We start from the raw sequence: 12,696 nt of genomic DNA on the forward strand, positions 1-12,696 counted from the left end.
GATGAGGAGGATCAAAATGGATAGACCTATTAGAGTATTGGTAGCAAAACCGGGATTAGACGGTCATGATAGAGGGGCGAAAGTTATCGCTAGAGCACTTAGAGATGCAGGGATGGAAGTCATTTATACAGGCTTGAGACAAACACCTGAGCAAATTGTAAACGCGGCAATTCAAGAAGATGTCGACTGCGTGGCGCTGAGCATTCTCTCAGGGGCACACAACACACTCCTTCCGAAAGTGGTCGAACTTTTAAAAAGCGAAGACGCTGACGATATTCTCGTTATCGGCGGTGGCGTTATTCCGGAAGACGATATTCCGGGTTTAAAGGAAAGAGGCATCGTCGAAGTCTTTACGCCGGGTACACCGACGCAAACGACCATTGCATTTATCCAAGAGAACGTAAAGAGAACCGTTTAATTACAATAGAAAAAGTTAGGGGTTAACATGGACATTGAAAGCAGAGTACTTAAAGGCGATAAACGCGCTACTGCTCGCTTGATAACCTTGCTGGAGAACAAAGTGCCGGAGGCGGTTGAAATCCTAAAGCGCCTCTATTCGCACAGCGGCAAAGCATATGTTGTCGGTATTACAGGTCCCCCCGGCGCCGGAAAGAGCACGTTGACAGACAAGCTCGTCAAGGCGCTGAGAAAACAAGAGTACAAAGTGGCCATCGTTGCCGTGGATCCGACATCGCCCTTCACTGGAGGGGCGATTCTCGGAGACCGCGTCAGAATGAACGACCTCAGTATGGACCCCGGTGTCTTTATTAGAAGCATGGGGGCAAGAGGCCATCTAGGCGGTATTTCAGAAGCGACGGCTTCTGCTGTGAAGGCACTGGACATCATGGGTGTCGATTACATCTTTATAGAAACCGTCGGCGTCGGTCAGTCGGAAGTGGACATCGTCAAGAATTGTGATACAACGGTGATGGTGATGGTGCCCGGACTCGGCGACGACATACAGGCCATAAAAGCGGGCGTAATGGAAATCGGAGATGTTTTTGCGGTAAACAAATCCGATCGGGACGGCGCGAAGAGAACCGCTAGAGAAATCGACATGATGCTCGATTTCAATAAAGATGTCTTATGGCGACCACCGGTAAAAATGGTGGTGGCAACAGAAAATAAAGGGATTGATGAGTTGTTAGAAGCCATTGCCGCTCACCGAGCACACATGGCAGAAGACGGCAGATTTATGCAACGGCGCACACAAAACGCCAAAGACGAAGTCGTCGGTCTCATCAAAGAACGGATAGAAAGTCAGATACTCGATCAATCGGATCGAGAGAAGCAATTGACGGCATTTGCCGAACGCATAGCAGAGCGCAAGCTCGACCCATTCTCAGCAGTAGACGAGGTTTTTGCGATGATTCAGTAACCCGTCCGTTCGGCCAACAGTGAATAAAGGTCTTTTTTAACAATCTGCTTTATTTTGAAAGCGCCCTTGTGAAATTGCTTTAATTTGATAAGTTAAGGGGCGTGAAACGTTTAAATATTCCGTTTACTAAAAATAATCAAATTGTTAAAATAGACAGAGTAAAATAGGAGGGACAGATGAAAACGTTAAAAGTGGATCACATTGGTATTGCGGTTAAAAATCTAGAAGAGACACTGAGCTTTTATCAAGATGTTCTCGGCTTAGACCTTCAGGGAACAGAAGTCGTAGAGGAACAAAAAGTAAAGGTGGCATTTCTACCGGTGGGCGACACGGAAATCGAACTGTTAGAGTCGACTTCTGAAGACGGCCCAATTGCCAAGTTCATCGAGAAGAACGGTGAAGGCGTTCAACATATCGCGTTTAAAGTGGACGACATCGAGGAAGCTATCGCGTATATGCAGTCAAAAGGCATGAGAATGATCGATGAGAAACCAAGATACGGTGCAGGCGGCGCTAAAATCGCGTTTGTACATCCGAAGAGCTCACATCGTGTGCTTGTGGAACTCAGCGAAAGATCATAAAAATACAGGGTTGGAGGGACAAAATGTCTGTGAATAAGTTAGACGATTTAAGACAGAGAAGAGAGACGATTCTCGCTGGCGGCGGTCAGAAACGCATTGATAAACAGCATAAAAACGGCAAGCTGACAGCGCGTGAGCGCCTCAATCTTCTCTTTGATGAAAACACGTTTGTCGAGTTGGACGCGTATGTGAAACACCGTTGTACAAACTTCGGCATGGAAAAAGTTGAAGCGCCTGCAGAAGGTGTTGTAACCGGCTACGGAAAAGTCGACGGTCGCCTTGTATACGCTTACTCTCAAGACTTTACAGTCGTGGGGGGGTCTCTAGGCGAAATGCACGCCAACAAAATTTGTAAGACGCTTGACAACGCGATGAAAATGGGTGCGCCAGTCGTCGGTTTAAACGACTCAGGTGGTGCCAGAATTCAAGAGGCGGTAGATGCGCTTTCCGGTTACGGTAAAATCTTCTTTAAAAATACGATGGCGTCAGGGGTTATTCCTCAAATCACGGCAATTATGGGGCCGTGTGCAGGTGGAGCCGTCTATTCACCAGCGCTTACGGATTTCGTTTTCATGGTAGACCAAACCTCTCAAATGTTTATTACTGGACCACAGGTTATTAAGACTGTAACTGGTGAAGAAGTTACTGCAGAAGCACTTGGCGGCGCTATGACACACAACTCCGTCAGCGGTGTTTCCCAGTTTATTGCGTCAAATGACGAAGCGTGTATCGCTGAAATCAGAAGATTGTTGAGTTTCTTACCTTCAAACAATATGGAGACAGCGCCTGAGTTCGCTTGTGAAGAAGACGTCAATGCACTTGACGAAGCACTCGACGCGATTATTCCTGACAATCCCAACAAGCCTTATGACATGTTTAACGTTATTTCAAGTATTGTCGACGGTGGCGACTACATGGAGTACCTGCCACATTATGCGAAAAACATCATCACGTGTTTTGCGAGAATCAACGGCAAGTCCGTGGGCATTATCGCCAATCAGCCAAGTGTGTTGGCCGGTTGTCTCGACGTAAACGCTTCCGACAAATCGGCGCGTTTTATCAGAACTTGTGATGCATTCAATATTCCTTTATTAAATATTATCGACGTACCGGGCTTCTTGCCGGGGACGCAACAAGAATACGGCGGCATTATCCGTCACGGCGCCAAAATGCTTTACGCATACAGTGAAGCAACTGTGCCTAAAATCAGCTTAATCGTCAGAAAAGCATACGGCGGTTCGTATCTCGCCATGTGTTCAAAAGACCTCGGTGCCGATCTCGTATTGGCGTGGCCTTCTGCTGAAATCGCAGTAATGGGACCTCAAGGCGCTGCCAACATTATCTTTAGAAATGAGATTAAGGAAGCAGACGATCCGGTAGCGACGAGAGCACGTGTGATCGACGACTACACAGCGGAGTTTGCAACACCTTATAAGGCGGCGGAACGCGGGTTTGTAGACGATGTCATCGAGCCTTCAGCCACAAGACCTAGACTTGTAGATGCTTTTGACATGTTATCTTCAAAAAGAGAGAGTAGACCTGCTAAAAAACACGGCAACGTGCCACTGTAATGGGAAGAGGTGACTCATGGATATTTTAGAACAATTTAAACACGCAGAATCGTTTGAACTCATGAGCATGGGGGATAAGCTGATCGCGACGGGATACGCCATTTTACTAGGCATGTTCGTTACGTTTACAGCGCTAATCCTCATTATGTACCTCACCAAGCTTATGTCGTTCGTTCTCGGAAAACTGGAATCGGGTAAGAAAGAACCGGCGCCGGTAGTTGTGAAACCTGAACCCGTTCAGACAGTCGTTGAAGAAGCAGACGACGATGAAGAACTTATCGCGGTTATCACAGCGGCAGTAGCGGCTTCGATGAATACGTCGATGCACAACATTGTGGTGACGAATATTACAAGAGTGCAGGATACGACACCTGTTTGGGGTAAGAGCGGTCGTAACGAAGTAATGGGATCGCGTTTATAAATAGTGGAATATAATTTTGGAGGATAATTCATCATGAAAAAGTTTAATATAACGGTAAACGGTAAGGCATATGAAGTTGAAGTAGAAGAAGTTGGCGGCGTATCGACAGCGGCGCCTAGAGTGGCGGCACCGGCTCCTAAAGCAGCGCCTGCAGCCCCTAAAGCAGCAGCGGCAAAACCGGCTGCAAAAACGGCACCAGCACCGGTTGCAGAAGGCGGCGAAACCATAAATGCACCGATGCCGGGAACGGTTCTCGACATCAAAGTTGCCGTGGGCGATACCGTTAACCAAGGCGACTGCGTCGTTATCTTAGAAGCGATGAAAATGGAAAATGAAATTTCTGCACAGACATCTGGAAAAGTACTTTCTATCAATGTCAATGCAGGTGCATCAGTAAATTCAGGGGATGTATTATTGGTAATCGGCTAAGAGGTTCCGGCTAATCTACCAATAATCTTGAAAGGAGATGCATTATGCTTCAGACGTTAAAAGATTTTATAGGAACCACGGGATTTGCGCATATGGACCTCGGTTCACTTGTGATGATTTTGGTCTCGTTTGTGCTCCTATATCTTGCGATTCACAAAAAGTTTGAACCGCTCTTGCTCGTCCCAATTGCGTTTGGTATGTTCTTGACGAACTTGCCTGAGGCCAACCTAATGGCTGAGCCTCTGTACAATTCAAAGGGCGAACTTCAGGAAGTGGGCGGTCTGCTCTACTACCTCTATCAGGGGAATAAATTGACGATTTTCCCGCCGCTCGTCTTTTTAGGCGTCGGCGCTATGACGGACTTTGGTCCGCTTATTGCCAACCCGAAGTCCCTTTTACTCGGTGCGGCAGCGCAGTTCGGTATCTTTTTTACCTTCTTCGGTGCCATTGCATCGGGACTGTTTACACCGCCGGAAGCGGCGGCTATCGGCATCATCGGTGGTGCCGACGGCCCGACGGCAATTTTCTTGTCGTCTAGATTGGCACCGGATTTAATGGGTTCCATCGCGGTAGCGGCTTATTCTTACATGGCACTTGTGCCGGTTATCCAGCCGCCGATTATGAAACTGTTGACGACGAAAGAAGAGCGAAAGATTAAGATGAGCCAGATGCGCAGCGTCTCTAAGCTCGAAAAAATCGTATTCCCAGTTTTGGCAACGTTAATTGTCACCATGATTGTACCGGCTGCCGGTGCGCTCGTGGGTATGTTGATGCTCGGTAACCTCTTTAAAGAGAGTGGCGTCGTAGCCCGTTTGGTGGACACGGCTCAAAATGCACTGATGAACATCGTTACCATTTTCTTAGGCCTCACAGTTGGCGCCACAGCAACTGCGGAGAAGTTCCTTCAAACAGAAACCCTCGCCATTATCGCATTAGGCGTTGCGGCATTCTGTGTGGGGACGGCATCCGGTCTTCTCTTGGCGAAGTTGATGAACAAATTGTCTAAGGATCCGATCAACCCATTAATCGGTTCAGCCGGCGTTTCGGCAGTGCCGATGGCGGCCCGCGTATCACAAGTGGTCGGTCAAAAAGAAGACCCATCGAACTTCTTGCTGATGCACGCCATGGGACCAAATGTCGCAGGCGTTATCGGCTCGGCTGTTTCAGCGGGGATCCTGCTGAACCTGTTCGGTAATTTCTATTAATTAAGTAATAAAAGACATTAAGACAACTATTTAAAGATATTTGTCTTAATGTTTTTTTTATGTTAAAAAAGCCTATCTATTTAACAGAATTTTAGGTATAATAAAAATATTGTAATATACAATGAACTGTTAAAGTTACATCGAGGAGGGTTTATGAGTGAGTCATCTTCTAAGGGGTTGAAGAAAGATCGTTTTAAACGCAAAAAGAAGGCCAAGCGCTTGAAAAAGACAAAAAACAAACAGCACGTGGGAAGAACGCGATCGAAGTTTGGGCAAAAACTAGCGGGAATCTTGATTTTGAGCATGCTCGTCCCCGTCGTCGTCATCGGTAGCGTGCTCTATTTGAGACTGAGCAACTACATTGACAAAGACGTGAGACAGAACAACGCCGTGGTGCTCAACGAGGTCAACGCCTACATACGGTCTGAACTCAATAGCGTGGCCAGCGTGGTGTCTATTTTAACAGAGGTCGACTACGTCAAGCGGATGCAGCCGTTTATCGTAAAATCGATGTTTGAAAGCGTTCAGGGGTCTTATGATTTGGTTGAGACCATTAACGTTATCGATAAAAACGGAAAAATCATCTATTCTTCCCGAGGGGATACGGGCACTGATTCAGGTGGCTATATACAGCAGACTTTTGACGACGGCGTCTTGCGCTTTTCAGAAATTACTGTCAACGCGTCTGGTGCAAAAGTCATCAATAAGGCATTCCCTATTTTTAGCGATACGGGGAGGCCGCGTGGCGTGATGGTCTGTGAGCTTTCAGTGAGCGCTATTGAAGAAAAGCTGAGAGGGCTTACCCTTCCAGAGGGCGCCGATGTTATGCTCATCGACAAGTCCGGCAACCTAATTGCGCATTCGTCTCCGGAAAAATACGTCGAGTTGGCGGAACAGTCTTTTGAAACGTATACGCCTTTCGTCGAAGCTGATTTCGGAGCGGCTGCGTCGAAGGACTTTGCCTTTGGTGGCGACAAAGTTTTGGCTTCCTATGAAAAAATTGAGGGCTTGGGCTGGACCACTTCTGTTCAAATACCGGAGGATAAAGCGTTTAAAGAAGTTGCCAACAGCCAGTTGCTCTTTGTGGTGATTTTATTAGGTGCAGCACTTGTCGGCTTTGGCGTTTCTCGTAGAATTGCACGCTCAATTGTAAAACCGCTCACCGATATATCCACTTCCGCTTTGGTGGCGTCAGGTGGCGACTTTACGGTGCAAATCGACGATCGAATCATTTCTCGAAGCGACGAGTTCGGCGACTTAGGACGCGCGTTTATGAGTATGGTGGAAGCCTTTAGGAACATCGTTCTACACATTAAAAACTCTACAGATGTCCTAGACGATACTTCAGATGAGCTGGTCAACGCGTCACAAGTGTCAGCAGAGGCGTTCAAGTCGATTATCGACCAGTCATTCCACCTCAGCAATACGGCAAAAGACGACATCGATCACGCCAAACGGGTTTTGGTCAATGTAAACGACATGAGTGAAGGCTCGGAAAACGTGGCACAAAATACAGATCAATTAAACATGCTCATTAAGAACAATGTAGACTTTTCCAATAAGGGCGTTCAGAAGCTGGATCATACAGTGGGATTGATTGATGATACGGTTAGAGCGCATGAGCGTATTGAACAGAATATCAAGGGTCTTCAAAAGTCAGCAGTGGACATCGGTGGCATTACCGACTCCATAATGGCCATAGCCGACCAGACCAATTTGTTGGCGCTGAACGCAGCCATTGAAGCGGCAAGAGCCGGAGAAGCCGGCAGAGGTTTTGCCGTGGTGGCAAACGAGATTCGAAACTTAGCGGATCAGTCCAATAAATCGGCGAGCAACATCACACATATTATAAAAGAGATTCAAAAGGATATTGAAGACACATCCAATGTCTTTACTGAGGCTTCTAACTTGCTTGAAAATGTAGCGGATGCCTCTCAAGAGACGGTTTCACAAATGAACGAGGTGTTGGCAGATTCACAGAAAGCCGCCCTTGCCATTGATGAAATCAGCGCCGTCACCGAAGAACACGCGGCGACGTCGGCGCAAATCAACGAGATGATGGCGAGTATGCTAGAGACATTAGAAGATACCTCGACAACATCTACAGGTATGTCGGCACTTGTTAATGAACAACAGGAAAAGAACCAGACGACCGTAGAGAAAATCGCCAATATCAAAGAGATCTCAGGCGAGTTTAAAAACATTACAGAAGCTTTCAAATGCTGATGTTAAAAGTAAACAGCCCTTTAACAGTTGACACGCTTTAGTCTGTTGATGAAGGCCTTGAACTCAATGCTTGTCGTCTAAACGAGAGCAGCGCATTTTATAAAGAATGCGCTGCTTTTTGTGTGTAAGATATGCTATAATTAAAAGGTTAATGCACTAGGAACGTAAAATAGGCGTGTGTTGCCAGAACATTCAGGCTGTCTCACATTGTGTCGCATGGACAACTCTAAGAGGCGGCATCGCCAAAATAAAGAGCTCCCGACGGCTCATCTACGCCGTACAATTGTGGCATTAAATGCCCTCGATAGCTTGCACACACGGAGACGATGGTCGGGCATTTATAATGTACTCTAAACAGTAAAAGACACTAAGGGCCGGTTTAGAAAGAGGACTAACGTGAAGAAGAAAATTTTACATGCTCTTTTAAACAAAGAAGACGACTACCTTTCAGGAGAACAGCTGAGCCAAATGCTCGGCGTTTCGCGCACTGCAATTTGGAAACATATGAAACGGCTAAAACAAGAGGGCTATGAGATCGAATCGGTAACTAAAAGGGGCTACAAACTGATAAAGGCGCCAACCGACATCGATGGCAGCGCTCTAGAAAAAGCGTTGATGGACGACGGGACCATGGATGCCTTTATAAAACAGGTCTGTTACTTTGATACCATCGACTCAACCAATACCGAAGCCAAGCGCCTTGGTGAGAAGGGCGCGGTGGTCAACACGCTAATTGTTGCAAATGAACAAACCCGGGGGAAGGGCAGACTCGGGAGAAACTGGGAAAGTCCTAAGAACCAGGGGATTTTCATGAGCTTGTTGTTAAAGCCCGAATTGGCACCTGCGTTTGCTTCGCGCTTTACTTTAGTAGCGGCAGCAGCTGTCGCTGAGGCGCTGAAAGAAGTCACCGGGGTACAACCGAAAATCAAGTGGCCCAACGACCTCATTTTGGACAATAAAAAAGTCTGTGGCATCTTGACGGAACTCAGTGCCGAAATGACTCAAATTCATTATATTGTTATCGGCATTGGCATCAACATCGCCCAAGAAGCATTTGAAGAGGCGCTTGCAGATAAGGCAATTGCCATTGGACAGGTCGCCGACGATAAAGTCAATCGTCTGGATATTGTTAGAGCTTTTGTTTCCGCTTTTCGTAAATATTACGATGCGTTTGTAACAGAAGGGGATGTAAGTGCGGCCATTGCATACAACAAAGCGCATTCTGCGACACTTAATAGAGAAGTTTGGCTGATTGAGCGCACGGCTAGACGGCGCGTCCACGCCGTGGATATAGACGAAGCCGGTGCGCTAATTGTAAAAACCGAAGACGGTATTTTGGAGACGATCACCTCAGGTGAAGTCTCCGTAAGGGGCATCAACGGCTACACAGATGACGCTGCTGCACCGAGTAACAAGGAGGTTTAGGAGGGAATATGTTATTAACTTTTGATGTCGGAAACACCAATATTGTCATGGGCGTCTACAAAGACGATGTCTTGCTAACCAATTGGCGCATGGCCACGGATCACAGTCGATCTGCCGATGAAATCGGGATTTTTATACTGCATCTCTTTGAGCATGAAAACTTAGACGCTAAAGAAGTGACGGACATCATCATTTCATCTGTTGTGCCGCACGTGATGTATTCGCTTCAGCACATGGCGCAAAAGTATTTTGATAAAGAGCCTATCGTTATCGGCCCAGGTATCAAGACGGGGATGAACATAAAATACGACAACCCGAGACAAGTTGGCGCCGATAGAATCGTCAATGCTGTTGGCGCTTTTAAAAAGTACGGTGGCCCGTTGATTGTCGTAGATTTCGGAACGGCGACGACCTTTTGTGCCATCAATGAAAAATGTGAGTACCTCGGTGGCGCAATTTTACCGGGGATTAAGATTTCGGCAGACGCATTATACGAACGCGCCGCCAAGTTGACGCGCGTTGAACTGATAAAGCCTGAAAAAATCATCTGTAAGAATACCACGCAGAGTGTTCAGGCGGGCATCGTCTACGGTTACGTCGGCAGTGTGGATTACATTGTGAAGAAGATGAAAAAGGAACTCGGCGGCGATGTCAAAGTCGTCGCCACTGGCGGTCTTTCTACGCTGATTGCATCGGAGTCAGACGAAATTGCCATTGTGGACAGAAACTTGACGCTGGATGGGCTGAACATCATCTACAACATGAACAAGCACCCAAAGCATGGAGATAAAAATGAACATTAGAGAAGTCGTTCTCAAAAACGACGTCGTATTGGCGCCGATGGCGGGTGTGACGGATTTGCCCTTTAGGACGATTGTCCGCGATTTCCACGAAGGGCTGATGGTAACGGAAATGGTCAGTGTCAGCGCCCTGTATTACAACGACCGGAAAACTGAGAAGCTCATGACCATTACCGATGGCGAGCAGCCCATGGCGCTACAGATATTTACGAAAGAACCGGACAAAGTTGAGGCGGTTATGGATAGGCTCAACGCACATAACCACGAAGTTCTGGACATCAACATGGGCTGTCCGGCACCGAAAATCGTGAACAATGGTGAGGGATCGGCTTTGATGAAGACCCCTGAGCTGGCGGAAGCGATTATTAAAGCCGCTGTAAAAACATCGAAAAAGCCCGTGACCGTGAAATTTCGTAAAGGGTGGGACGCGGCGTCCGTCAATGCCGTCGAGTTCGCAAAAATGGCAGAAGCCGCCGGTGCAAGTGCCATTGCGATTCACGGCAGAACCCGTGACCAAATGTACATGGGCGAGGCCGATTGGTCGATTATCGGTGCGTGTAAACGCGCTGTTTCTATTCCCGTTATTGGAAATGGCGACGTCTTCTCTGTAGACGACGCTGTGAAACTTAAAGAAGAGACGGGCTGTGACGGCATAATGATTGGCCGAGGCGTTCAAGGCAACCCGTGGTTGATGCAGGCGGTCGCCCACTATTTAAAAACGGGGCAACGGTTGCCGGAGCCCACGCCGGAAGAAAAACTCGCAGTTACTTTAAAACACTTTGAGGCGTTGCGACAGTTTAAAGGGGACCATATTGCCACTTTGGAAATGCGCAAGCACGCCGCTTGGTATTTTAAAGGGTTGTATGGTGCGGCGCGCTACAAGAACCTCATCAACAAGGCGACGTCAGCAGAAGTTGTCAAAGCGCTATTAAAGGAAGCTTTTTTAGAAGGGTAGCAATTGAGTGGAAAGGTCGACGGCGCCGCGGAGAGACCATAAGGTTTAACCGTCGGCGAATGCCGAATTGACTTTAACTTATCAATATACTATAATGTAACGAATCAAAAAGGTTCAAAATAAAAAGAAGGAGGTTAAATTGATGGAAAATTTAAATGAGTTGTTGCAAATCCGTAGAGAAAAACTCGAAAAACTAAGAGAAATGGGGCAAGATCCTTTTAAGATAGAGAAATATGAGCGCACCAATTTTTCTAAGGAAATTGTAGACAACTTTGAAGACTTTGATGGCAAACATGTACGCGTGGCAGGGCGTGTTATGGCCAAACGCGATATGGGCAAAGCCTCCTTTATCGATATTCAAGATAGCGAAGGCCGTGTTCAGTCTTATGTCAGAAAAGATGCAATCGGCGAAGCTGTATACGATGTCTTTAAGACTTATGATATAGGGGATATCGTCGGCGTGTCCGGCGTTGTCTTTAAAACTAAAAAAGAAGAAATTTCAATTAGAGCTGAAGAAGTGGTCCTTTTGTCCAAGTCTCTTCAGATATTACCGGAAAAATGGCATGGGCTTAAAGACCAAGAAATCCGATACCGTCAGCGGTATGTCGACCTAATCGTCAATCCGGAAGTTAAAGAAAAGTTCTTGCAGCGCTCTAAGATTATTAAAGCGATGAAAAGTTACTTTGATAGCCAAGACTTTATAGAGGTGGATACACCGACACTTGGCACTATTGCCGGCGGCGCTTCTGCAAAGCCGTTTATCACACATCACAACACCTTAGATATCGATATGTACATGCGTATTGCCAATGAGCTCTACCTCAAGCGCTTAATTGTAGGGGGCTTTGACAGAGTTTATGAGATGGGCAAAATGTTTAGAAATGAAGGCATGAGCATCAAACATAATCCGGAGTACACAGCCGTCGAACTCTACGCGGCGTACGAAGATTACGAGTTTATGATGGAACTGACTGAGAACGTGGTCGCTCATTGTTGCAAAGAAGTTCACGGGACGACGCAAATCGATTACCAAGGGACGACGCTCGACTTCACACCGCCTTGGAGACGCGCAGCCATGCACGAACTGGTTGAACAAAAGACAGGCGTAGACTTCTACGGCGTAGCGTCTGATGAAGAAGCCCGCCGCATTGCTAAAGAGAAGCTTCATTTAGAGGTAGAGGCACATATGACAAAAGGCCACCTCGTCAACTTGGCGTTTGAAGAGTTCTGCGAGGAAGATTTAATTCAACCGACATTTGTCTTGCATCACCCGGTTGAAGTCTCTCCACTTTCAAAGAGAAACCCTGAAAATCCGCACTATACCAATAGATTTGAAGCATTTGCAAATACGTGGGAGATTGCCAATGCCTTCTCCGAGCTCAACGATCCTATTGACCAAAGAGCCCGTTTTGAAGATCAGTTGAAGCAAAGAGATGCAGGGGATGAAGAGGCGCATATGATGGATGAAGATTTCCTCAACGCCCTAGAAGTAGGCCTTCCGCCAACTGGTGGTTTGGGTATTGGCGTCGATCGATTGATTATGTTGTTGACCAACGCAACGTCTATTAGAGATGTTATCTTGTTCCCGACAATGAAGCCGAAGGCTGAGTAAAAACTCGTCTCATAAATAGATGACGGTTAAAATTAATGCTGTTGCCCATCTGAGAAATTAGACGGGTAGCAGTTTTTTTATAGATTTTTATAA

Annotated in this window: 12 protein-coding genes; all 12 read left to right on the forward strand. The window is 46.8% G+C overall.

Features of this window, described 5'->3' with window-relative positions; genetic code table 11:
- The first annotated feature begins 16 nt into the window (after positions 1-16).
- On the forward strand, positions 17-418 hold the full coding sequence (locus ACR6HW_RS13240; RefSeq protein ID WP_455728200.1) for a cobalamin B12-binding domain-containing protein: 402 nt from the start codon (positions 17-19) through the stop codon (positions 416-418).
- Positions 419-445: 27 nt separating this feature from the next.
- Positions 446-1,378, forward strand: a complete 933-nt coding sequence (meaB, locus tag ACR6HW_RS13245; protein WP_455728201.1) for a methylmalonyl Co-A mutase-associated GTPase MeaB — start codon at positions 446-448, stop codon at positions 1,376-1,378.
- Positions 1,379-1,554: 176 nt separating this feature from the next.
- A complete protein-coding gene (gene mce / locus ACR6HW_RS13250) occupies positions 1,555-1,959 on the forward strand; it encodes a methylmalonyl-CoA epimerase (RefSeq protein ID WP_455728202.1) in 405 nt (134 codons plus the stop codon).
- A gap of 23 nt (positions 1,960-1,982) precedes the next feature.
- Positions 1,983-3,530 (forward strand): methylmalonyl-CoA decarboxylase subunit alpha, encoded by a 1,548-nt coding sequence (mmdA, locus tag ACR6HW_RS13255; RefSeq protein WP_455728203.1) that lies wholly within the window; start codon positions 1,983-1,985, stop codon positions 3,528-3,530.
- 16 nt (positions 3,531-3,546) lie between these two features.
- The gene (locus ACR6HW_RS13260) at positions 3,547-3,951 is read left to right on the forward strand and encodes an OadG family protein (RefSeq protein ID WP_455728204.1); all 405 of its coding nucleotides are present in this window, start codon (positions 3,547-3,549) and stop codon (positions 3,949-3,951) included.
- A gap of 33 nt (positions 3,952-3,984) precedes the next feature.
- The gene (locus ACR6HW_RS13265) at positions 3,985-4,380 is read left to right on the forward strand and encodes a biotin/lipoyl-containing protein (protein WP_455728205.1); all 396 of its coding nucleotides are present in this window, start codon (positions 3,985-3,987) and stop codon (positions 4,378-4,380) included.
- Between the two features lie 44 nt (positions 4,381-4,424).
- Positions 4,425-5,585, forward strand: a complete 1,161-nt coding sequence (locus tag ACR6HW_RS13270; RefSeq protein ID WP_455728206.1) for a sodium ion-translocating decarboxylase subunit beta — start codon at positions 4,425-4,427, stop codon at positions 5,583-5,585.
- A 153-nt stretch (positions 5,586-5,738) separates the two neighbouring features.
- Complete coding sequence (locus ACR6HW_RS13275; protein WP_455728207.1) at positions 5,739-7,811, forward strand: methyl-accepting chemotaxis protein; 2,073 nt, start codon at positions 5,739-5,741, stop codon at positions 7,809-7,811.
- A 396-nt stretch (positions 7,812-8,207) separates the two neighbouring features.
- Complete coding sequence (locus tag ACR6HW_RS13280; protein WP_455728208.1) at positions 8,208-9,236, forward strand: biotin--[acetyl-CoA-carboxylase] ligase; 1,029 nt, start codon at positions 8,208-8,210, stop codon at positions 9,234-9,236.
- Positions 9,237-9,244: 8 nt separating this feature from the next.
- Entirely contained in the window at positions 9,245-10,039 is a 795-nt protein-coding gene (locus tag ACR6HW_RS13285; RefSeq protein ID WP_455728209.1) for a type III pantothenate kinase, read from the forward strand.
- The gene (dusB, locus tag ACR6HW_RS13290) at positions 10,029-10,991 is read left to right on the forward strand and encodes a tRNA dihydrouridine synthase DusB (RefSeq protein WP_455728210.1); all 963 of its coding nucleotides are present in this window, start codon (positions 10,029-10,031) and stop codon (positions 10,989-10,991) included. The genes ACR6HW_RS13285 and dusB overlap by 11 nt, the downstream gene beginning before the upstream one ends.
- Before the next feature lie 142 nt (positions 10,992-11,133).
- Positions 11,134-12,603 carry a lysine--tRNA ligase gene (lysS, locus tag ACR6HW_RS13295; protein ID WP_455728211.1) on the forward strand — a complete coding sequence of 490 codons (1,470 nt, stop codon included), beginning with the start codon at positions 11,134-11,136 and terminating at the stop codon, positions 12,601-12,603.
- Positions 12,604-12,696 lie beyond the last annotated feature (93 nt).

The organism is Fusibacter sp. JL298sf-3 (genome assembly GCF_053842995.1).

Excerpts from the sequence above, each read along its gene's own strand:
- dusB (WP_455728210.1), top strand. The coding sequence starts at position 10,029 with ATGAACATTAGAGAAGTCGTTCTCAAAAACGACGTCGTATTGGCGCCG.
- lysS (WP_455728211.1), top strand. The coding sequence starts at position 11,134 with ATGGAAAATTTAAATGAGTTGTTGCAAATCCGTAGAGAAAAACTCGAA.
- meaB (WP_455728201.1), top strand. The coding sequence starts at position 446 with ATGGACATTGAAAGCAGAGTACTTAAAGGCGATAAACGCGCTACTGCT.
- ACR6HW_RS13240 (WP_455728200.1), top strand. The coding sequence starts at position 17 with ATGGATAGACCTATTAGAGTATTGGTAGCAAAACCGGGATTAGACGGT.
- ACR6HW_RS13285 (WP_455728209.1), top strand. The coding sequence starts at position 9,245 with ATGTTATTAACTTTTGATGTCGGAAACACCAATATTGTCATGGGCGTC.
- ACR6HW_RS13265 (WP_455728205.1), top strand. The coding sequence starts at position 3,985 with ATGAAAAAGTTTAATATAACGGTAAACGGTAAGGCATATGAAGTTGAA.
- ACR6HW_RS13275 (WP_455728207.1), top strand. The coding sequence starts at position 5,739 with ATGAGTGAGTCATCTTCTAAGGGGTTGAAGAAAGATCGTTTTAAACGC.
- mmdA (WP_455728203.1), top strand. The coding sequence starts at position 1,983 with ATGTCTGTGAATAAGTTAGACGATTTAAGACAGAGAAGAGAGACGATT.
- mce (WP_455728202.1), top strand. The coding sequence starts at position 1,555 with ATGAAAACGTTAAAAGTGGATCACATTGGTATTGCGGTTAAAAATCTA.
- ACR6HW_RS13270 (WP_455728206.1), top strand. The coding sequence starts at position 4,425 with ATGCTTCAGACGTTAAAAGATTTTATAGGAACCACGGGATTTGCGCAT.
- ACR6HW_RS13260 (WP_455728204.1), top strand. The coding sequence starts at position 3,547 with ATGGATATTTTAGAACAATTTAAACACGCAGAATCGTTTGAACTCATG.